The 21,418-nt window shown below is 41.9% G+C and carries 25 protein-coding genes; 7 read left to right on the top strand and 18 right to left on the bottom strand.

Annotation, left to right across the window (positions count from 1 at the left end):
* Positions 1-4: 4 nt before the first annotated feature.
* Positions 5-688: a Crp/Fnr family transcriptional regulator gene (locus tag ICV01_RS00900; protein ID WP_215287806.1), complete on the top strand. Its 684-nt coding sequence runs from the start codon at positions 5-7 to the stop codon at positions 686-688.
* A gap of 22 nt (positions 689-710) precedes the next feature.
* Positions 711-1,415 carry an NAD(P)H-dependent oxidoreductase gene (locus tag ICV01_RS00895; protein ID WP_215287805.1) on the top strand — a complete coding sequence of 235 codons (705 nt, stop codon included), beginning with the start codon at positions 711-713 and terminating at the stop codon, positions 1,413-1,415.
* A gap of 67 nt (positions 1,416-1,482) precedes the next feature.
* On the opposite strand, the gene ICV01_RS00890 is transcribed toward ICV01_RS00895, so the two are convergent.
* The 12 genes from ICV01_RS00890 to ICV01_RS00835 form a co-directional block, all read right to left on the bottom strand.
* Complete coding sequence (locus ICV01_RS00890; RefSeq protein WP_215287804.1) at positions 1,483-1,977, bottom strand: Spy/CpxP family protein refolding chaperone; 495 nt, start codon at positions 1,975-1,977, stop codon at positions 1,483-1,485.
* A gap of 18 nt (positions 1,978-1,995) precedes the next feature.
* Positions 1,996-2,820: an alpha/beta fold hydrolase gene (locus tag ICV01_RS00885; RefSeq protein ID WP_305848912.1), complete on the bottom strand. Its 825-nt coding sequence runs from the start codon at positions 2,818-2,820 to the stop codon at positions 1,996-1,998.
* A 23-nt stretch (positions 2,821-2,843) separates the two neighbouring features.
* A complete protein-coding gene (locus ICV01_RS00880; RefSeq protein ID WP_256440726.1) occupies positions 2,844-3,068 on the bottom strand; it encodes a 2-hydroxymuconate tautomerase in 225 nt (74 codons plus the stop codon).
* The gene (gene dmpH, locus ICV01_RS00875; RefSeq protein ID WP_215287802.1) at positions 3,068-3,856 is read right to left on the bottom strand and encodes a 2-oxo-3-hexenedioate decarboxylase; all 789 of its coding nucleotides are present in this window, start codon (positions 3,854-3,856) and stop codon (positions 3,068-3,070) included. Before dmpH ends, ICV01_RS00880 begins: the two co-directional genes overlap by 1 nt.
* Before the next feature lie 14 nt (positions 3,857-3,870).
* Positions 3,871-4,902, bottom strand: coding sequence for a 4-hydroxy-2-oxovalerate aldolase (dmpG, locus tag ICV01_RS00870; protein ID WP_215287801.1), 1,032 nt, complete (start codon positions 4,900-4,902; stop codon positions 3,871-3,873).
* Positions 4,903-4,940: 38 nt separating this feature from the next.
* The gene (locus ICV01_RS00865; protein ID WP_215287800.1) at positions 4,941-5,837 is read right to left on the bottom strand and encodes an acetaldehyde dehydrogenase (acetylating); all 897 of its coding nucleotides are present in this window, start codon (positions 5,835-5,837) and stop codon (positions 4,941-4,943) included.
* Between the two features lie 59 nt (positions 5,838-5,896).
* A complete protein-coding gene (locus tag ICV01_RS00860; protein ID WP_215287799.1) occupies positions 5,897-6,691 on the bottom strand; it encodes an SDR family NAD(P)-dependent oxidoreductase in 795 nt (264 codons plus the stop codon).
* Between the two features lie 8 nt (positions 6,692-6,699).
* Entirely contained in the window at positions 6,700-7,482 is a 783-nt protein-coding gene (gene dmpE, locus ICV01_RS00855; protein WP_215289056.1) for a 2-oxopent-4-enoate hydratase, read from the bottom strand.
* Positions 7,483-7,522: 40 nt separating this feature from the next.
* Positions 7,523-8,977, bottom strand: coding sequence for a 2-hydroxymuconic semialdehyde dehydrogenase (locus ICV01_RS00850; RefSeq protein ID WP_215287798.1), 1,455 nt, complete (start codon positions 8,975-8,977; stop codon positions 7,523-7,525).
* A gap of 31 nt (positions 8,978-9,008) precedes the next feature.
* On the bottom strand, positions 9,009-9,425 hold the full coding sequence (locus ICV01_RS00845; protein WP_215287797.1) for a heme-binding protein: 417 nt from the start codon (positions 9,423-9,425) through the stop codon (positions 9,009-9,011).
* A complete protein-coding gene (locus ICV01_RS00840) occupies positions 9,425-10,351 on the bottom strand; it encodes a catechol 2,3-dioxygenase (RefSeq protein ID WP_215287796.1) in 927 nt (308 codons plus the stop codon). Before ICV01_RS00840 ends, ICV01_RS00845 begins: the two co-directional genes overlap by 1 nt.
* A 78-nt stretch (positions 10,352-10,429) precedes the next feature.
* Positions 10,430-10,747, bottom strand: coding sequence for a 2Fe-2S iron-sulfur cluster-binding protein (locus ICV01_RS00835; RefSeq protein ID WP_215287795.1), 318 nt, complete (start codon positions 10,745-10,747; stop codon positions 10,430-10,432).
* 162 nt (positions 10,748-10,909) lie between these two features.
* Here ICV01_RS00835 and ICV01_RS00830 point away from each other — a divergent pair, with 162 nt between their 5' ends.
* Positions 10,910-11,638 (top strand): FCD domain-containing protein, encoded by a 729-nt coding sequence (locus tag ICV01_RS00830; protein WP_215287794.1) that lies wholly within the window; start codon positions 10,910-10,912, stop codon positions 11,636-11,638.
* Positions 11,639-11,710: 72 nt separating this feature from the next.
* Here the strand turns inward: ICV01_RS00830 and ICV01_RS00825 are convergent, their stop codons facing one another.
* The 6 genes from ICV01_RS00825 to ychF form a co-directional block, all read right to left on the bottom strand.
* A complete protein-coding gene (locus ICV01_RS00825; RefSeq protein ID WP_215287793.1) occupies positions 11,711-12,772 on the bottom strand; it encodes an NADH:ubiquinone reductase (Na(+)-transporting) subunit F in 1,062 nt (353 codons plus the stop codon).
* Positions 12,773-12,848: 76 nt separating this feature from the next.
* On the bottom strand, positions 12,849-13,121 hold the full coding sequence (locus tag ICV01_RS00820; RefSeq protein ID WP_215287792.1) for an MmoB/DmpM family protein: 273 nt from the start codon (positions 13,119-13,121) through the stop codon (positions 12,849-12,851).
* Between the two features lie 28 nt (positions 13,122-13,149).
* The gene (locus tag ICV01_RS00815) at positions 13,150-13,398 is read right to left on the bottom strand and encodes a phenol hydroxylase subunit (protein ID WP_215287791.1); all 249 of its coding nucleotides are present in this window, start codon (positions 13,396-13,398) and stop codon (positions 13,150-13,152) included.
* A 193-nt stretch (positions 13,399-13,591) separates the two neighbouring features.
* Positions 13,592-14,899, bottom strand: a complete 1,308-nt coding sequence (locus ICV01_RS00810) for a DUF1329 domain-containing protein (RefSeq protein ID WP_215287790.1) — start codon at positions 14,897-14,899, stop codon at positions 13,592-13,594.
* Between the two features lie 26 nt (positions 14,900-14,925).
* Positions 14,926-15,534: a glutathione transferase GstA gene (gstA, locus tag ICV01_RS00805; protein ID WP_215287789.1), complete on the bottom strand. Its 609-nt coding sequence runs from the start codon at positions 15,532-15,534 to the stop codon at positions 14,926-14,928.
* A gap of 153 nt (positions 15,535-15,687) precedes the next feature.
* Positions 15,688-16,782 (bottom strand): redox-regulated ATPase YchF, encoded by a 1,095-nt coding sequence (gene ychF, locus ICV01_RS00800; protein WP_215287788.1) that lies wholly within the window; start codon positions 16,780-16,782, stop codon positions 15,688-15,690.
* Positions 16,783-16,802: 20 nt separating this feature from the next.
* On the opposite strand from ychF, the gene ICV01_RS00795 reads away from it, so the two are divergent.
* Genes ICV01_RS00795 through ICV01_RS00780 form a run of 4 tightly spaced genes read left to right on the top strand, consistent with a single transcriptional unit; the run spans position 16,803 to position 21,349 of the window.
* On the top strand, positions 16,803-18,017 hold the full coding sequence (locus ICV01_RS00795; protein WP_215287787.1) for a UbiH/UbiF family hydroxylase: 1,215 nt from the start codon (positions 16,803-16,805) through the stop codon (positions 18,015-18,017).
* 30 nt (positions 18,018-18,047) lie between these two features.
* Positions 18,048-18,776, top strand: coding sequence for a DsbC family protein (locus ICV01_RS00790; protein WP_215287786.1), 729 nt, complete (start codon positions 18,048-18,050; stop codon positions 18,774-18,776).
* A gap of 17 nt (positions 18,777-18,793) precedes the next feature.
* Positions 18,794-20,578, top strand: a complete 1,785-nt coding sequence (locus ICV01_RS00785; protein WP_215287785.1) for a M61 family metallopeptidase — start codon at positions 18,794-18,796, stop codon at positions 20,576-20,578.
* A gap of 24 nt (positions 20,579-20,602) precedes the next feature.
* The gene (locus ICV01_RS00780) at positions 20,603-21,349 is read left to right on the top strand and encodes a uracil-DNA glycosylase (RefSeq protein ID WP_215287784.1); all 747 of its coding nucleotides are present in this window, start codon (positions 20,603-20,605) and stop codon (positions 21,347-21,349) included.
* Positions 21,350-21,418 lie beyond the last annotated feature (69 nt).

Below are 21,418 nucleotides of genomic sequence, written 5' to 3'. Positions count from 1 at the left end.
TGCAATGTTAAGTAACAGCTTTATTAATAACTTTCCATGGCTTAAATGTTTAAGCCCTGATGAGCTTGACCGAGTTCACGCAGACCTAACGATTAAACAAGTTCAGAAACATGAGTATGTTTGCCGTAAAGGTGAAACACCTGAACTTTGGTATGGCGTGATGTCAGGTCTGATCAAAGCGAATAATGTTTCACCTACTGGAAAGTCTATTACTTACATGGCGATACCTTCTGGTGGCTGGTTTGGAGAAAGTCCTTTAGTGCGTGGTGACACGCCAAGGTCTTATGATGCCATCGCCATGCGAGATTCTGTTTTAGCCTGCCTACCTAAAGAAACATTTCAGTGGCTACTTAGTAAAAATATTAAATTTAATCACTACATCATTAATCAAATTAATGAGCGGATGTTTCACTTCCTCTCCATGATTGAATCCGAACGTTTCTTAGATACCAACTCAAGAGTTGCGCAAATATTAGCTGGTATGTTCAATGAACAGCTATATCCAGGTCAGAGCACTGCGTTAAAGATTTCTCAAGAAGAGATTGGATTTTTAACCGGCTTATCAAGACAGAGAAGCAATATGGCGCTTAAAAAGCTTGAGGAAGATGGTCATATCAAGATCAACTACGGTGAGATTGAGATTATTAATCTCGATGCTTTACGCAAAATGGGTAATGAACCCCAATAGCCATCATTTAAAAGGTTAATCAATGAAAGTTTTAATTATTCACGCACATCCAGAACCACAGTCATTCTGTAGCGCTATGAAAGATACCGCTGTTGAGACCCTCACTCAATTAGGTCATGAAGTTAAGGTATCTGATTTACATGCTATGAACTGGAACCCAGTGGCTAGCGAAAAAGATTTTAAAAAGAGAAGTCAGGAAGATTACCTTGTTTACGCACTAGAGCAACGTGAAGGCTTTAAGCATGGTCAATTAGCGGATGATATTCAAGGAGAACTTGAGAAGTTGCAATGGTGTGATGTATTAATTTTTAATTTCCCGATGTATTGGTTCTCTGTGCCAGCTATTCTTAAAGGTTGGATAGATCGGGTATTTGTTTCTGGCTATTGCTATGGCGGGAAACGCTTTTATGACCAAGGTGGCTTAAAAGGCAAAAAAGGCATGCTAGCGTTTACATTAGGTGGCAGAGAACACATGTTTGGAGAAGACGCCATTCATGGGGATATGAATACGATTCTTCGCCCAATCCTACGCGGCGCCATGGCTTATGTTGGCTTAACAGTTTTGCCACCATTTATCGGATGGCATGTTCCTTATATCAGCCAGGAAGAGCGCACAGCACTTTTAGAGTCATATAAAGATAGGCTAAAAAATCTTGATTCATTACAAGCTTTAGAGTTTCCAGTATTAAGTGACTATGACGATACGATGAGGCGCATCAACAAATAATAATCTGACAGTCAATAAAAAAGCCCTTCATTGAAGGGCTTTTTTATTATTTATTTTTATGCTTAACTTAATCAAAACTAGGCACAGTCGTAATTAACATTTCATCTGCTGTTTTCTTTTGGCTATCGCTTAAAGATTCATAGAGCTTCTTAGATGCATCAAAGATATTTTCCATTGCTGCATATCTGTTTTGTGTAATACCTAAAACCTGACCAATTTGTTGTGGTGCAGTTGAACCACCAACCCTAGCTTTAGCTTTTTTAAGATCTAAAAATAAAGCAGATACTTGCTTTTCGTAATCAGCCCACAAAGCTTGTTGAGGATCTGTTAGTTTTAGCTTTTTCTTAACAGCGTCCAAACGTTCCATGTAGTAGTCATAAGAAGCCAATGGACTTCTATCAATCTCATACTTTTGGCCACCCAAACCACGCTTTTTAAAGTCCTGATTCATTTCTTCACGAGCTGTTGGCTTGGAATCTGCCATTGCTGATAAAGAAAATACTGAACCTAAGCTAGCTAAGGCTAGAACGATTACAGCTTGTACAAATTTAGTGTTCAACACTAGGAACCTCATATTTAATTAACTAGCTTCTGAAAAGAAGTTCAATAATAGCTGATTAAATCTTGCCGCGTGTTCAATTTGAGTCCAATGACCACACTGACCAAAGACATGCAGTTGCGCCTTAGGAATTAACTCAAGTAATTTATAACTAGCTGATAAAGGAATAATCGCATCATCTCTACCATGCACAATCAAGGTCTCATGAGGCAATTTTCTAATTGCTTCCTCGGGACTCGATAAAGCATCTACCCAACGTTGACGAGGAGCCGGGAACATCGCAGAAAAAGCTTCTTGGAAACCTGGGCGAATACTTGCTTCGTAACGCAATTTAGCTAAATCGTCATTAACCAGATTTTTATTAAAAGCAAATAAGTTAACTAACTCCTTCATGTGCTCCAAGGTGCCGCGATAACCCCATACTTCATCTAAACCATGAGTTAACTCAAACTTGGTACCAGCCGGCCCCATTAAAGCTAAACGATTAACGCGATCAGGATTTCTGATGGCTAAAGCTAAAGCCAAGCCACCACCAAAAGAGTTACCAACTAAATTAGCTTTATCAATCTTGAGAGCATCCATTAAGGCAAGAGCGTGAGATACCCACATATCCATACCGTACTGAACACCAGCAGGTCTTTCAGTAAATCCAAAGCCCACCATATCTGGCGCAATGACTCTGAATTTTTCAGATAAGACTGGCATTGTTAAACGCCAGTTGGCATAAGCAGTCACACCTGGACCAGAACCGTGTATCAAAAAGGTTGGGTAACCCTCACCAACATCGTGATAGTTAGTTTTAATACCACCCGCAACAATCGACTGAGCAATCTCTAGATTTGACATAGATATAAACTTATATTTTAAATTTATCGACCCATGTCTTTGGCGCTAACGCCTGCAATACCCCAGTTTTCTTTAGGCATATCGTGAATCCAAACGCGCACGTTTTGCTGAGGAGCATCTAAAGCTTCAACCAATGCCTTAGTTACTTTTTCAATCACAGCACGCTTTTGTTCTTCAGTACGACCTTCTAATAAATAGATTTGTGCGAATGGCATATTTAACTTTCTATGTGTTGAGTAAAAATGGATTAAACGAAACGTAAGCTCGTGCTACCCATTCCTTGAATCTTCAATGTCACGTTATCGCCAGCAGCAACAGCTACCGCTTCAGTCACGCCACCAGAAAGAATCAATGTGCCAGCAGGAATTTCTTCACCGCGAGCGCCTAAGTGATTAGCCATCATGGCAATCGCTGCTGCTGGGTGACCCAACACAGCTGCACCAGCGCCAAAAGCTACCGGCTCACCATTTTTCTCAAGCACGATACCCACTGTACGTAGATCAACTTCAGATACGGCTACTGGATTGCCACCAATCACGAAACGTGCTGCTGATGTGTTGTCCGCAATCACGCTCTTTAAGTCAAACTTAAAGTCGCGATAACGAGAGTCAATCACTTCAATACCTGGAATCACAAAGTCAGTTGCAGCCAAAACGCTACCAATATGGCAACCTGGGCCTTTTAGAGCTTTCTTCAAAACGAAAGCAATCTCTGGCTCAACTTTTGGATGAATTAATTCTGATACTTTGCACTCGCCACCATCAGGAAGAGCGTAGTAATCAGCCATGAAACCAAAACATGGTGTCTCAACACCCATTTGTTTCATTTTGGCGTGAGATGTTAAACCTGCCTTTAGGCCAGCAATCTTAGAACCACGCGCGATTTTGCGACGCTTAATCTCATCTTGAATGGCGTAAGCATCATCCCAATCCATATCAGGATGATCATCAGTGATCTTAGTTGTGTCTTTAGCGTTTAGCTCACAATTTTCTAAATGTTCTGCTAATTTTTTAATCGTTGCCTGATCTAACTTCATTTGTTTTCCTTTAATTAAATAAGACCACGAGCTTTTGCTAAAGTCATCGCTGTATCTTCAATCATATCTTCTTGTCCACCAACCATGCCTTTACGGCCTAGCTCAACTAGAAGTTCACGAGCTGAAATACCGTACTTCTTCTCAGCGCGCTTAGCAAACAATAAGAATGATGAATAAACACCAGCGTAACCCAATGTTAATGAATCACGGTCAATACGAATTACGTGATCCATGATAGGCACCACTAAGTCTTCAGCCACGTCTTGAATCTTAAATACATCAACGCCTGTTTCAATACCCATGCGATCACACACAGCAATGAATACTTCCATTGGTGTATTACCAGCACCAGCACCTAAACCAGCCGCAGCAGCATCAATACGTGTCGCACCACATTCAACAGCAGCTAATGAGTTGGCAATACCCATCGCCATATTGTGGTGACCGTGGAAACCAAGTTCAGTTTTTGGATCTAATGCTTGACGCACAGCTGTCAAACGCTCTTTCACATCATCTGGCAACATATAACCAGCTGAGTCTGTAACGTAGACGCAATTAGCGCCATAAGATTCCATCAATTTAGCTTGCTCTACCAATTTCTCTGGTGAAGCTTTATGAGCCATCATCAAGAAACCAACCGTATCCATCTCCAACTTACGACCCATGCCGATATGTTGTTCTGATACGTCAGCTTCTGTACAGTGCGTTGCCACACGAATGGTATGAACACCCAACTCATGAGCCATTTTTAAATGGTCAACTGTTCCCATACCTGGCAATAACAATGCAGAAACCTTCGCATTTTTCATTTTAGGAATAACAGCAGACAAATACTCTTCATCTGTATGTGCTGGGAAACCGTAGTTCACAGAAGAACCACCCAAGCCATCACCGTGCGTTACTTCGATTAGCGGCACGCCAGCGGCATCCAAACCACAAGCGATTGTTTCCATTTGCTCCAAAGTCATTTGATGACGCTTTGGGTGCATACCATCACGCAATGTCATATCGTGAACGGTTACTTTTTTACCTTTTAAGCTACTCATGCTCATATTCCTTTTAACTAATTCTTTTTAGCCGTTGATTAGTAAACCAACTTACCTGACAACATTTCTTCAGCAAACATTTCAGCAGTTCTAGCGGCTGCAGCTGTCATGATGTCTAGATTGCCAGCGTATTTAGGTAGGTAATCTCCCAGACCTTCAACTTCCATAAATACGGATACGCGGTTACCTTCAAAAACAGGGCCGTTAACCAATCTATAACCAGGCACATATTTCTGTACTTCTTTAATCATGTCATGGATAGAGGCTGTGATCTTCGCTTGGTCTGGCTCGCCCTCTACTAAGCAGTGAATCGTGTCACGCATCATCAATGGAGGTTCAGCTGGGTTAACGATGATGATGGCTTTACCTTTTTGCGCGCCACCCACTTTTTCAACAGCACCCGCTGTTGTGCGTGTGAACTCATCGATGTTCTTACGTGTACCAGGACCAATTGAACGGCTAGAAACTGTTGCAACAATTTCACCGTAAGTAACTTTTTGTACGCGTGATACCGCAGCCACCATTGGAATAGTCGCCTGACCACCGCAAGTAACCATATTCACGTTCATTTCTTTTTTACCCAAGTGCTCTTTCAAGTTCACTGGAGGAATGCAATATGGACCAATCGCCGCTGGCGTTAAGTCAATCATCAATACGCCTAGCTCATTTAACTTGCGTGAATTCTCAGCGTGAACATAAGCGGAAGTCGCATCAAAAGCAATTTGCACGCCATCTGCTTTAACGTGTGGCAACAAACCATCCACACCATCAGAAGTTGTCTTAATGCCCATCTCGCGAGCACGCTTCAAACCGTCAGACTCAGGATCAATACCCACCATCCATACTGGCTCCAGAACTGGACTTCTTTGTAATTTAGCCAATAGATCGGTACCGATGTTACCTGGACCAATCAATGCACATTTAATCTTTTTCATTACAACACCTTTATTCAATAAACTTCACTAACCAAATCTAATTAATCTAACCAATCCTACTAAACAATACTTCTCACAACACCACCATCCACATGCAAAGCTGCTCCATTAGTAGCAGCCGATAATGGACTACAGATATAAGCAACCATATTGGCCACTTCATCTGGTTGGATAAATCTCTTTAACAAAGAAGTTGGTCTAGCTTCTGCGAAAAATTTACGCTCAGCCTCTTCCATAGAAATACCTTGAGCAGTTGCCAAGCTTTGGAAGAAATCCACCGCGCCTTCTGTCTTTGTTGGACCTGGCAATACAGAGTTAACTGTAACTGCTGTACCAGCAGTTACTTCAGCCAATCCTCTAGATACCGATAACTGCGCAGACTTTGTCATACCGTAATGAACCATCTCGGCAGGAGGACAAATACCAGACTCGCTAGAAATAAATACCACGCGACCAGAGTTACGAGCAATCATTTTTGGTAAATAGTGACGTGATAAACGTACACCACTCATCACATTCACTTCAAAAAATTTAAACCATGCGGCATCATCGATATTCTCAAACGGCACAGGATCAAAAATGCCCAAGTTATTCACCAAAATATCTACATCGGGACATTGCTTAAGCAAATTAGCAACACCTTCTGCGTTGGACAAATCAGCAATAACACCCTGAATTAAATTAGCTGGCACACGCTCGCTTAATTTGGCAACCGCTTTATCAACAGAAGTCTGCGTGCGACCATTCAAAACAACGCGAGCGCCATTTTCAGCTAGAGTTTTCGCAATGGCATAGCCAATACCGGCTGTAGAGCCGGTAACTAAAGCTGTTTTGCCTGCTATCTTAAGATCCATGGCGACTATTAACTAAAACGCACTGAACAGCTACCTAAGCCGCCAATAGTTGCTCTGAAGTTATCACCTTTAGCGATTGGCGCCATAGCTGCCAAAGCACCAGACAATACAACTTCGCCAGCTTTTAAGCCAACACCCAAGCTACCTAATGTATTAGCCAACCATGTAATTGAGTTCACCGGTGAACCAAGCGCAGCAGCGCCAGCGCCAGTTGCGAAAATGTCGCCATTACGCTCAAGAATCATGCCGCAAGTATTTAAGTCAATTTTCTTAGGATCCACTGCGTTGTCGCCCAAAACGAATACACCACATGAAGCGTTATCAGCAACGGTATCTTGAATCTTGATCTTCCAATCACGAATACGTGAATCCACAATCTCAAAACATGGCATCACACATTCTGTAGCAGCCAAAATATCAGCATTGCTAAGACCAGGGCCCATTAAATCTTTCTTCAACACAAAAGCAATCTCACCCTCAGCTTTTGGCTGAATCATGCTGTCAAACTCAATAGACTCACCTTCGTTGTAGATCATGCCATCTAGCAAGTAACCGAAGTCTGGGCGATATACACCCAACATATTCATCACCACTTTAGATGTCACGCCAATTTTCTTACCAACAATGCGCTCACCAGCTTCAATACGACGAGCAATCATGCGCTCTTGAACAGCATAAGCATCTTCTACTGTCATATCAGGATATCTTGAGCTTAACGGGTCCACCACTTGACGATTTTTTAACGCGTTATATAACTCGTCGCCTAAATCGGTGATGATTTTTTTATCCATTGCCATGTTTATTTCTTTCTTTAAAAACTTCTAATTTGTATTAAAGCTTCACGCAAACGTTGCGTAATTCTGTGTAGAACTCTAATGAGTGAACACCACCCTCACGACCAATACCTGAACCTTTAGCACCGCCAAAAGCTGTGCGCAAATCACGCAAGAACCAGCTATTAATCCAGCAAATACCAACATCAATCGCTTCAGCCATACGGTGAGCACGACCAAGGTTTTCTGTCCAAACACTAGTTGCTAAACCGTAATCAGTATTGTTAGCCAATTCAATCACTTCTTCTTCTGTATCAAATGGGCTGATGTGGCAGCATGGTCCAAAAATCTCTTCACGAACAACGGTTGCTGTCTGTGGCAAGCCTGTCCAAATAGTTGGCTGAACCCAGTGACCATCTTTGTATGCATCAGCCATTGGAGGAACGCCACCACCTGTAACAATAGTTGCGCCCTCTTCTTTAGCTTTTGCATAGTAAGACAACACTTTTTGCTTATGCTCAGCAGAAATCAATGGGCCTAAACCAACACCCGGCTCATTAGATGGGCCAACTTTAAGACCTTCCGCTTTTTCTTTAAGAGCGGCTACAAATTTATCGAAAATTGGACGTTGTACATAAACACGCTCAGTGCCTAAACAAACTTGACCGCAATTTTCAAAAGCTGAACGTGTAATACCTGCTACAGCTTTATCAAAATCAGCATCAGCAAATACGATACCGGCATTCTTACCACCCAACTCGAAAGAAACTGGGCGAACACCTTTAGCGGCAGCAGCCATAATGGCCTCACCTGTGCGTGTCTCACCTGTGAAGGTAATACCATTCACACCTGGATGACGAGTCAAGAACTCACCAGCAGAATTAGGGCCAAAACCATGAATCACGTTGTAAACACCTTTAGGCACACCGACCTTTTCAAATACTTCACCTAGCAATGTCGCTGTAGCAGGTGTTTCTTCTGACGGCTTCACAATCACCGTGTTACCGCAAGCTAATGCCGGACCTACTTTCCATGTCATCAATAACAATGGCAAGTTCCAAGGACAAACAACGCCGATCACACCCAATGGCTTACGAATCGCGTAGTTAACCGCACGACCACCATCTGGCGTATCCATTTGGAAAGTTTCATTTGGCACATTTTTAATAATGTCGGCAAACACTTTAAAGTTTGCTGCACCACGTGGAATATCAATATGAGAAGCTAAAGAACGTGGCTTACCAGTATCCGCAATTTCTGCTTCCAAGAAATCATCAAAACGGCGATTGATTTCATCCGCTACCGCATACAACATTTCTACACGTTTAACGGTTGTTAATTTACCCCAGTCACCTTTTAACGCAGCGCGCGCGCCTTTAACTGCCAAATCAACTTCAGCAGCACCAGCTTCATGAACCATACCAATCACTTGATTGTTAACTGGTGCGCGTTTTTCAAATGTCTTATCAGTAGCGATAAATTCGCCATTAATGTAATTTAGAAATTGCTTCATGTTCTTTTTCTATTTCTCTATTGTTTGATTATTAAATCTTTGAAATACCAGCTAAAGCGCAAATTTCATCTTCTTCTGCAGAACCACCTGATACGCCGACCCCACCAATGAGGTCATCACCTACGCGCACAGGTACGCCACCGCCAAAAATAACCAATCTTGGTCTTTGAACAATACCTTCTCTTAACGCAGGATCGTTCTCGATAATGCTCATCCACTGGCTTGTTGGGAACCCAAAGCTAGCTGCCGTGTATGCCTTATCAATTGAAATATCAATCGAATGCAAAAAGGCGCCCGGCATCCTCAAAAAAGCCATAAGGACTCCACTGGAGTCCGTTACGGCCACATTAATTTTGATACCTAATTCTTCTGCTTTTTGAATCGCGCCTTGCGCGATTTTTGCAGCGGCATCGCAATTAATGCTTTTTTGAGAAACAAACGCGCTCATTAGGTCACCACTGACAAGAAGGCTTCGTTTAATTTGCGATCGTGATAGAAAATCGCGCGACCTACTTCTTCGATTGGCCAAACGATTTCAGGCATATCTGGGTAACACTCATAACCACCGCAGAATGTTTCTAAACGGTTACCAGATGGATCGAAGAAATAAATTGTCGCGCCACGTGTAATACCGTGACGAGTAGGACCAATATCAATTGATACGCGATTCATACTCATGATGTCAGCAGCACGCAACACTTGCTCCCAAGTCTCTAATAAGAAAGAAACATGGTGCAATTTGTCATCTTCACTGTGACGCACAAGCGCCAAGTCGTGAGCTTTTGTAGAACATGTAATAAAGGCTGCCAAGTCAGTTGTTTTATCTTCTAACTTAACGCGCTCTGTTAGCGTGAAACCTAAAACATCTTCAAATAACTTTCTTGTGCCGTCGATATCTTTACCGTATAACAAAGCATGGTCCATACGGATTGGTGAAATACCTTTTTGATCAGGATTCCAAGCCTCTGGAGCGATATCACCTAAGCCATTACCTACATAGCCTTTTTCAGCATACAACTCAAATGTATGACCTGTTGGGGCTTTAAAACGAACACGCTCACCAGTTTCTAATAAGTCACCAGCTGGCATACGCTCAGTCTTCACGCCATAAGCTTGCAAAGCTTTATCAAGCTTCTCAAGCTCTTCTTTGCTCTCAACTTTAAAACCAAAGAAATCTAAACCAGCACGATCTGCTTGACGCAGAATCACACTGTTGTGATCACGTTCATCCCAAGTCTTAAAGTAAACACGACCGCTTTTATCGCGACCTGTTTCTTTCAAACCCATCACGTTGGTATAAAAATCTACGGACTCATCCATATCTAACACGCGAATTTGAGCGTGTCCTGGACGCAAAACACCGGTCATTGCCATTTATGATCTCCTTAATTGGTTACAACACACGTTTAATCTTTTTGATACAACTTATTTACTTAATTTAACTTCAACTATTTATTTAGTTTCCGCACCACGAACTACATTTTTCTTCATCAACCCAACCACTTTTAAAGTGATATCGGATTTAGGTTTCACTCGACAAGCCAACACACAACCGCGGGCTTCGTCTTCAACAGTCACGTGATCACGACTCATCACTCTTTTCGTGTACTCGCCACTAGTAATTTCAATTTTGCAAACGCCACAACCACCACCACGACATCCAACAGGAATGCCTTTACGACCAAGAGCTTCCATACCAGCAAGTAAATGCTGATCTTCTCTGCATTTATATTCTTCCTGGGTATCTTCTATTAAAACCTTGAAGCTCATTTTTATCTCGATTGTAACAAGTAATCTCGAGATTATTTTTGAATATCCTACGGTTTACTGCAATGAGTGTTTTCCCTAAATTTACTTAAATTCTCTAGAAAATGGCTCAACAAATCAGAAAATATCGATATTATTAGGAAAACGAAACAAATTATAAAAATCATGCATTTAGTTCCCCAATCCTCTTTTGTTCCCAAAGAACCAGAACCTAAAACCCTTGTTGAAGGTGCGTATTTAAAACTACGCCGAGACATCATTAATGGCGTCCATCCACCATCAACCAAACTAAGGGTGGAGCATTTAAAAGATAGGTACAACGTAGGTGCCGGCACATTGCGTGAAGCGCTTGCCTTATTGGTGGCAGATAGTCTTGTTTTTACACAAGGTCAAAAAGGCTTTACGGTAAGCCCAATGTCCATCGCTGACTTTGAAGACATTACCCAAATGCGCGTGATGCTTGAAACCCAAGCGATTACCCAATCGATTACGAATGGCAACGATAAATGGGAGGCTGACGTCATTGCAGCCTATCACCGCTTAACTCTAGCTGAGAAAAAATTAGGCAAAACAGCAGAAGACGAAGCTGACAGCTTTTTCGAAGAATGGGAACAACGCAATGAAGAGTTTCACTCTGCATTAGTTTCAGCTTGCCACTCTCGTTGGATTTTGCAATTCATTGGTATTTTGTATCACCACTCAGAGCGTTATCGCCGCATTGCGATGCGCTATCGCAAGGATAACGAGCGCGATGTTCACGCTGAACATGAAGCGCTTAAAACAGCCGCTCTTAATAGAGATACCAAGCTATGCACGAAGCTTTTAGGCTCGCACATTTCCATGACCTATGACCTGGTGTCTAAATTGCCTGACAGTATTTTTAGTAAACCTTAAAAACTTAAGCTAAATTAAAAAAGGCCTGTAAAAATACAGGCCTTTTTATTCCTTGCTCAAAGAGTTAACTTGTTAAATCTTCTTAAAGAGCGGACTACGTACTGTGTTCGCAGCATCTACTGCAGAGATAAATTTCTCTGTATAGATATCGCGTTCAAATAAGCTGCCTTGCATTAATGTTGAGATCACCGCATCAATCATTGGAGGCGGGCCACATAAGTAAGCTTTTTGACCACTAAAGTTATTGTTAAAGTGCGCTTTAGCAGCTTCATTAACAAAACCTCTCGCGCCAGTCCAACCAGAATCTGCTGGCTCATCTGAAAGTGCAGGTACATAAGTAAAGTTAGGATGCTTAGCAGCTAACTCTGTGAACTCTTGGTGGTAGTACAACTCATCTTGAGATCTTGCGCCGTACATCAATGTAATTGGCAAGGTGCAACCTTCAAATAAAAGATCTTCAATCATGCTCTTAGGACTAGACAAACCTGATCCACCTGCAACGAACAACATAGGCACATTGGCAGATTTTTTCACGAAGAAACGACCATAAGGCCCGCTAAGCTTTAACTTGTCGCCCACTTTTAGCTGCTCATGAATCCAAGTTGTGACAACACCACCAGGAACAATACGAATGTTCAATTCAACTTCATCATCTTGAGGAGAATTAGCTAAAGAGAAAGCACGGCTTTGCGCAATTGCTGGAATATCTAAATTGACATACTGACCAGCTTGAAAATCAATTTTCTTGCCGCCATCTAACTTAATCCAAATACCTTTAATCGTTGGCGTTAAGTTTTCAATACGGCTAACAGTGCCTTCATAGTCAGAAACAGGAATAACACGCGCATCCGGATCTTCCTCAATATCGGCTTCAATCGTTACATCACTTTGTAAAGTGGCGCAGCAAGCCAAGCATTTATTTTCTTCACGCTCAAAGTCCATCAAAGCAAAACCTGATGCTTCACCATGATCCACTTCACCATCAACCACTTGAACTTTACAAGTCGCGCACAAGCCATGGCAGCAAGCATGCGGAATATAAATACCTGCTCTTAGCGCAGCATCCAAAATAGTTTGACCATCTTCAACTTCAATCGTTTGGCCAAGTGGTTCAATGGTTAGTTCGTATGACATAAATACTCGTAAAAAATATAAGCTGTAGATGCCTACAGCGATAATTCAAAATCTAGCTTGCTATAAAGAAAAGCTATTAAGCCTTCCACTCCAACACAAACTGCTCATCATCTTCGTCCACGTTACCAGACAAAGTAATTAAGTGCATGTGCATTTCTTGCAATTCAAAATCATCGCGGCCCATTTTTTCAGCAATTGTTTCGCGCTTAATTACCATCTTTTGTGGCACGTCTACTTTAACCATCGCAGGTTGCTCATCAACAATAGCGCCTGGGTTATCTTCAACGATTGCTTCAACAATGTAACGACTTTCTTGATTTGCTTGAAAAGCGATAAATACGTTTGCCATAATTTTTCCTAAACTGATTAAAACTTAATTACATTCTCTTATGAGTAGCATCACGCATGCGCCACTCAAACCCATTGTCATGATCGATAGGATTTGAGTTCTCATCAATCATCACGACCTTATGCGTTTCGCAGAATTCTTTAAAGTCTTCTGCAGATAACATCATTTCGGCAAAAATCTCTGGTTCGCCAACAGAAAACTCAAACTCAACAAAACCATCCTCCCGTTTTTCAATTAAACGGACGAATTTTTTAGACGTATCAAATTCTTCTGCCATATGGTTTACCTGTTTAAAGCTGTATCTTATAAGAGCTATGTACCGAATATTATCTTAATTTTTCCCGAAATAATCATATTTTCTCGAGATTTAAGGGTAAGCACTAACCCTTAGAGCTAGGATGCTCCGCGGGCCAGGGCTTCACTATCAGGGTTTACCCTAGATCTCTAGATATATATCAAAAACTACTCAATCAATCGCCTGATCGAAGGTTTTGTACTTGGAAAAGGGATGGTGGATTATTTTTTAAATCTAAATAACCTTTAAATTGACCCGTTGTGCAATGTTTAGACTGAATGTCTACCGCTGAGAAAATATCGTCAATCGGCATACCAACCCCTTTGTTTTGAGGAAGATGGGCATCAGCATGCGTCTTACCCAAAGTGCCTACCTTCCATAGTTCACCTTTGCGGTCATATACCAAGGTACGCACAATGTGCATCGACTGAGCATCTAAATAAAAGATTCTTTTACTAATAGGGTGCTTGGGATCCAAGGGCTCAGCTTCAACAATGAATGTTTTACGTAACTGCCAAGTGATATCGGGGAAACATCCGCCCTGTCCGCTCACATTCAAAAACTTATAGCCATCTGTCTCAGGAGGCAAGTCATTAGCAAGACTCATTTCATTATGATTGAACATCGGCAACATTAAGTTTTGCGCACCCTTATAGGTCCACTTCATATCTGCAATTTTGCCGTTAAATCCTTCAAAGTCTTCCACCATCACATCAGAGCCTAAGAAGGCATCGGTGTACTGACCTGGGGCCATACGTCTAACGCGTCTTTGGAATCCAAGATACATATAACCATCTTGCCCCTTGCGATCATCATCTGCATGAAGAATCAAGATTTGTGTATTTTTCAAATCAGGTGGATCAAATACTTTTCCATAAATCGCTACTGCGAGATCAGCAGGATTTGGTGTGATGTTTGGCTCTGGATCATAAATTCTATGTTTGAACTTCAAAAAATTGAAGGAGAACTTAACAGTTCGCTCCACTTTGCCACTCATCAAATCTCTATATCGCCAATAGAATGGGGCAATCACAGCGTTGTCCCCAATACCGGCGCCCGCTCTAAAGTTCCACGCCAACTTCTCACCAGCACGCGGATCTTTTAAATCAGGTTCTTCAACAAAGGGGCGACCCGTTAAGTAATTCTGAATATCACCAACCTCAGCCCCCAATGCTGCTTTATTGAGATTAGTTTTACTGGCTTCAACAAATTTAGAATTAATTAAAAACTGAGTGGTTGGTCCAACTTTTAATTCATACCACCCGTTAGCAATGACTTGCTGCAATCCAGGATCCAGCACAGCCTTAAATTGATCGAGATTACTTTTTTGTATGACGACGCCCGGCTTCAAACCATTAAAACTTGGAAAACCTTTAGCGTAGGGGTTAAAACTATTTTCAACATCTTGCAGCGTTGCAGCTGTTACATGGCTAGCTAATAGAGCCAAACCTAATGATGTGATGACTGCGGATAATCGGTTCATAGGTTTAACTCTATCAGTTTTTATATTTACTTAATTAGGCCTTCAGCTTTTAACGCGGCTTGCACAGCAGGTCTAGCGCCAACGCGCGCTACCAAGGCTTGTACGTTTGGATAAGCATCTGTTGGCATACCCAAAAAGCCCATCCAACCAATCACCGTAAATAGGTAAGCATCCGCAACTGAAAATTGCTCAGCGACTAAATATTGTTTACCGGCTAATTGGTTGTTCACATAAGTTAAGCGATTAGCAATCGCATCCTTTGCTTGTTTCTTGGCGTCATCTGTACTGCCAGGTCTAAATAGTGGTGAGAAAGATTTATGTAACTCTGTGCCAATAAATGTTAACCATGACTGCAAGCGTACGCGATCTAATGTGCCATTCGCTGGAGCTAGTTTTTTCTCAGGAACCAAGTCTGCTAAATATTGGTTAATAGCAGGACCTTCTGTTAATAATTCGCCGCCATCTAATTGCAATGCAGGCACATAGCCCTTGGCATTGATTGCTGAAAAATCTGCGCCACCCGCTGTTTTTTTAGTGGCAAGATCTACAGATTCTTTATCAAAAGGTAATCCTGTTTCGCATAGCGTGATGTGAACTGCTAAGGAACAAGCACCTGGTGAGTAATAAAGTTTCATGAATATCTCCCTTTCACTGTAATTAGATAAGAGAGATATCCTATAACAAATATTCCCGAAATAAATTAAATTTCTCGAGATTTAGTGGAAACCCCTAACTAGTTTCAAAGTTAGGGGGTTATTGAAAGCTCAGAAGATTTTTTGAGCTTGCTTTTAAACGTTGAATAAGAAGTTCAAGACATCACCGTCTTTAACGACATACTCTTTACCTTCAGCGCGCATCTTGCCAGCTTCTTTCGCACCTGATTCGCCCTTATAGGTAATAAAGTCTTCATAAGAAATTGTTTGCGCACGAATAAAACCACGCTCAAAGTCAGTATGAATCACACCAGCGGCTTGTGGGGCCGTATCTCCAATATGAATCGTCCAAGCGCGAACCTCTTTAACACCGGCCGTGAAATAAGTCTGTAGGCCCAATAAATTAAAACCAGCACGAATAACACGGTCTAGACCAGGCTCATCCATCCCCATATCAGCAAGGAACGCCTTCTTATCATCGTCTTCCAGTTCTGCGATTTCAGCTTCAATAGCGGCACAAACAGCCACCACTGGTGCTTTTTCCTTAGCAGCATGGGCTTTGACAGCATCCAGATGAGGGTTATTTTCAAAACCATCCTCTTTAACATTGGCCACATACATCACTGGTTTTGCAGTGATTAAGCAAAAAGGCTTTAACAAAGCGAGGTCTTCATCACTCAAGCCCATGGCTCTCACAGGCTTAGCTTCATTTAACTGAGCTTGCACTTTAGCCAACAAAGGCGCTAAAGCATTGGCTTCTTTATCGTTGCCAGATTTAGCCGCTTTTGAATACCTAGCATAAGCTTTATCAACTGTTCCCAGGTCAGCAAGCGCTAACTCCGTATCGATAACGCCGATATCTGAAATCGGATCCACCCTACCCGCTACGTGAATCACGTTGCCATCTTCAAAGCAACGAACCACATGGGTAATGGCATCGGTTTCGCGGATATTGGCTAGGAACTGATTTCCCAAACCCTCACCCTTGGAAGCTCCGGCCACCAAACCAGCGATATCCACAAACTCCACCACAGCGGGCAGAATGCGTTCAGGTTTGACAATCTCAGATAGCTTTTGCAGACGCGGGTCAGGAACCTCCACGACGCCCACATTAGGCTCAATTGTGCAGAAAGGATAATTCTCCGCGGCAATACCAGCTTTGGTAAGCGCGTTAAATAAAGTTGATTTGCCGACGTTAGGCAGGCCGACGATGCCGCATTTCAATGACATAGGGCGCTATTATTCCATGTATGACGAATTATGACGCTATTGTTGTAGGAGCCGGTATTGCCGGCAAGGCAACTTCGCTACGTTTAGCGCAGTTGGGAATGAAGATTTTACATATTGCCCCAAGCTTTGATACAGGATTTAATTCCATTGATCAAAATGCTTGGGATAGCCGTATTTACGCGCTCTCAGCCAGCACGCAACAATTATTAAACGATATGAATGTGTGGGAATCGATGGACCAGTCACGCATCCAAGTCGTGAGTGATATGCGTATTTTTGGCGATGTCAGTGATAAAAATAATGAGCTTCATTTTTCTGCTTATAGCGCAACAGTTCCTCAATTAGCATGGATTGTGGAATCTGGGCACATTGAAAAAACCTTGGATATGGCTTGTAAATTTTCAGGCAATATCCAAAGAGTCAGTGATTTAGTAGCGGATTTTCTGGTGAGCGCTGATTCGGTGAGTGTTACAACCCAATCCGGTCAACGATTTGAAGGCAAATTGTTGTTAGCCGCTGATGGCGCAAAATCCCCCATCCGTGAAAAGCTTCAAATTGAAACAACTAGCAATGTCTACGATCAAACAGCTGTTGTCGCCAACTTCAAATGTGAAAAACATCACCAAGGCACAGCCTGCCAATGGTTCTTACCTAACGGTGAAATATTGGCGCTACTACCATTGCCAGATAAAAAACTCTCCATGGTTTGGTCAGCAAGACCAGCCCATGCTGAAAAACTAAAAAATATGTCTGGAGAAGAGTTGTGTGAGGCCATCTTGCAAGCTCATGCTCAAATGAAAGAGCGCACAGGTCTTCTAGAAATGATGACACCGCCTCAATCATTCCCACTCAGAAGAATGAAAGCCAAACGTATTTTGGGGCCCGATAACAATCCTAAAGTTAATCCTCGCGTGGTCTTAATTGGAGATGCAGCACACGTGATGCATCCTTTAGCAGGTCAAGGCCTTAACCTGGGGTTACGAGATGTAGCCACCCTAGGAAATATCTTTAAATCCAAAGAGGATTTCCGATCAATTGATGATCCTGTTTTATTAAGACGTTACGAAAGATCGCGCCACGGCGATACCGATGCATTACTGTTCACAACCGATCAATTACAAAAATTATTTATCAGTGAAAGTAATCATCTAAAAACTGTTAGAAATTTTGGCCTGAAACTGGTCAATCGCAGCGCCTTCTTAAAACGACAATTAATTAAAAAAGCGTTAGCCTAAAAACGCCTCAAACACCGAAAGAAAGTATTTATGAAAAAACTTAGCCGACATCTCTTCAAAGTAATTGGTCTTTCATTGATGGGGCTAGCATTAACTAGCTCGGTTGCATCTGCGCAAAATGCCACAGAAAAGAAAGTCAAAGAAGAAATTCAAAAACAATTGGGTGCAAGAGCAAAAGTAGATGCTGTGCGCGCAACACCTCTATCGGGTGTTTACGAAATCAGCATTGGCAATGATGTGGTCTACACAGATAGCACTGCGAGATATTTAATTCAAGGAGAGATTGTTGACCTAAAAACGGGCGTTAATCTAACTGAACAACGCAGTAATGATCTCAACCGTATTCGTTGGGCAGATTTACCGTTAAACGATGCAGTCAAAGTAGTTAAAGGTAAAGGCACTCGTCAATTAGCTGTTTTCGTAGACCCTAATTGTGGGTTTTGTAAAAAATTAGAAAAGTCATTTCAGCAACTAGATGATGTGACGATTTACAACTTTTTGATTCCGATTCTATCGGCAGACTCATTAACCAAATCTCAGCAAATCTGGTGTTCTTCCGATAAAGCAAGCGCATGGACGAACTGGATGGTGAATGGTCAAGCGCTATCTGGAAAAACTGATTGCGCCACACCACTCGATCGCAATTTGGCCTTAGCGAAGAAATGGGGCATCACAGGTACTCCAGCAATCTTCTTTGCCGATGGCTCTCGTATTGCTGGCGCCGTACCGCTTGCTCAAATTGAAAAGAAATTGAAATAACTCAAAAGAAATTAGTAATGAATTCACGCCACATACGCTACACCGTAGATTTCAGTGATTTGCAAGGTCATCATTTTGATGTTTGCCTGCGCATTCCAAAATCCGTTCATCTTGGAAAACCACTAAAACTGCAGTTACCCGCCTGGATTCCTGGCAGCTATATGTTGCGTGACTTTTCAAAACATCTAGAACGTTTATCAGCAAACGCTTTCATCAAGAAGGTTGATAGCCATACCTGGGTGACGGTTGGTGCTCATCACGACATTGAAGTCAATTATTCTATTTATGCGTTTGATACTTCTGTTAGAACAGCTTACTTAGATCAAACTCGTGGATTCTTTAATGCCACCAGCTTATGTCTACAGGTGTTAGATCACGCTGATAAAACATGTGAACTAGAACTCATTCAACCAAACTTATCTGCAACAAAACAGTGGCAAGTTGAAACAACGCTTAAACCTTTAAAAACAGATAAGCATGGTTTTGGCATTTATCAAGCCAACGACTACGACGTCCTGATTGATCACCCCATAGCATTAGGTCACTTCCAAACGGTTACCTTTCAAGCGCATGGGGTTCCTCATGCAATGGTGATTCAAGGAGCCATCAATGAGGTAGATAAGAAGCAGCTCACTAAAGATTTAAGTGCGATTTGCGAAGCTCATATTGCTTTTTTTGAACCAGAATCTAAGTACGCTCCATTTAGGCAATATAAATTTATCGTTAATGCTGTGGGGGATGGTTATGGTGGCCTAGAGCACCGTGATAACACCGTCTTGCTATGTAAACGAGATGACTTACCTTATCCAGGCCAAGCAATTGCCACTCACTCAGGTTACGAAGATTTTCTAGGTTTATGTAGCCATGAATATTTCCACGCTTGGATGGTCAAGCGTGTTAAACCCAAAGCATTCCAACCCTATGCTTTAGATCGCAGCAATCACACAAGCTTGCTTTGGTTATTTGAAGGTTTTACAAGTTACTACGATGATCTTCAATTATTCAGAAGTGGTCGAATTAACTTTTCTACCTACTTAAAACGCATTGAGAAAACCTGGAATATGGTCCTGAAATCTCCAGGCCGTCACCAACAAAGTGTTGCTGATAGTTCCTTCGATGCCTGGACTAAGTATTACCAAATGGATGAGAACACTCCAAACTCCGGAGTCAGTTATTACGCTAAAGGATCTCTCATCGCATTAGGACTTGATTTACTGATTCGACAACATACACGCAACAAACAATCACTTGATGATGTGATGCGTCACTTATGGCAGATGTATCAATTAACCGAAGAAGGTATGGGTGAACATGACTTTGATAGAGCCATTGAATTTATCTTAGGTAAGTCTTTTGAAAAAACTTGGCATCACTTTAGAAATAATTATATCGATGGCACCACAGACCTACCACTACAAGATTGGCTATCAAAGCAAAAGGTCACTGTTACCCTCAAGAAAAATTTAGCCCGAGAAGATGCGGACTCTAGCAAGCAATTACTAGGCATCAAAACTACAACAACTAATGGTTGGGTGAAATTAACGCATGTTTTAAACAATGGGTTGGCGCAATTAGCAGGCCTTGCCGCAGGCGATGTTTTATCTAGCATTGATAGCGAACGAGTCACCCCTGGCAGAGCTGATAAATTATTTGTTCATTTATCTCAAAAAATTGCTAGAGGAGAAGATGTTGCCGTTGCTGCATTTAGGCATGAAGCGGCTTTCATCGCCACCATTGAAGCCAAGCATCTTAAAGATACGCCATTAATTGAGCAGTACTCATTAGTGCCAGCAAAAAATTAAATACGCAACTACACCAAGCAAACAATGATCGAGTTATCAAAGTTACTCCCTGATGATTGGGCCTCATTGATGGAGGCTGAATTGCGTAGCGGCCGATTTAAGGGTTTGGAAGACAAGCTCTCTACAGCTTATACAAATTTAGGCGAGTTAATTCAACCTCAACCAGACAATATTTTTAGAGCTCTAAGAGAAACGCCTGTTAAAAATGTCAAAGTAGTAATTCTTGGTCAAGACCCTTATCAAACACCGGGCTTGGCTCAAGGTTTAGCATTTTCAATCCCGAAAGAAATCAAACCAGGTTGGCGCGCATTTCCTAGCTCGCTTAGAAACATCAGTAAAGCAATTGCTTTGGATGGCTATCAAGCGCTCGCTCATGGTGACCTAAGTCACTGGGCACAACAAGGGGTTTTGCTATTAAACGCATCTCTAACAGTTCAGCTAGAGCTTGCGGGATCTCACGCCAATATCGGCTGGCAAGAATTTACCGATGCTCTCATTAACGAACTCGCCTCTCAGAAAGACCAAATCATTTGGCTTTTATGGGGCGCTCATGCACAAAAGAAAAAGCCATTGATTGAATCAGCCATGGCCAAGCATCATAAAAATCATTTAATCCTTTGCGCATCCCACCCATCTGGCCTAAGTGTTTACAAAACAAATGAGCCATTTATTTACCCAGGAGACAGCCATAGCTGTGGACACTTCAAACGCGTCAATCAAATCCTAGAAGAACGCGGTAAAACAGCCATTGCTTGGAATAGCCTCAATTAACTCAATTGATTCACTTTTTATTTATTAAAGGCTCTAAAAAGAGCGACTATCAACATAGTGGCCAAAATA

It is taken from the genome of Polynucleobacter sp. MWH-Spelu-300-X4 (assembly GCF_018687515.1).
Classification (GTDB): domain Bacteria; phylum Pseudomonadota; class Gammaproteobacteria; order Burkholderiales; family Burkholderiaceae; genus Polynucleobacter.
This window is presented reverse-complemented; position numbering and strand designations above follow the sequence as displayed.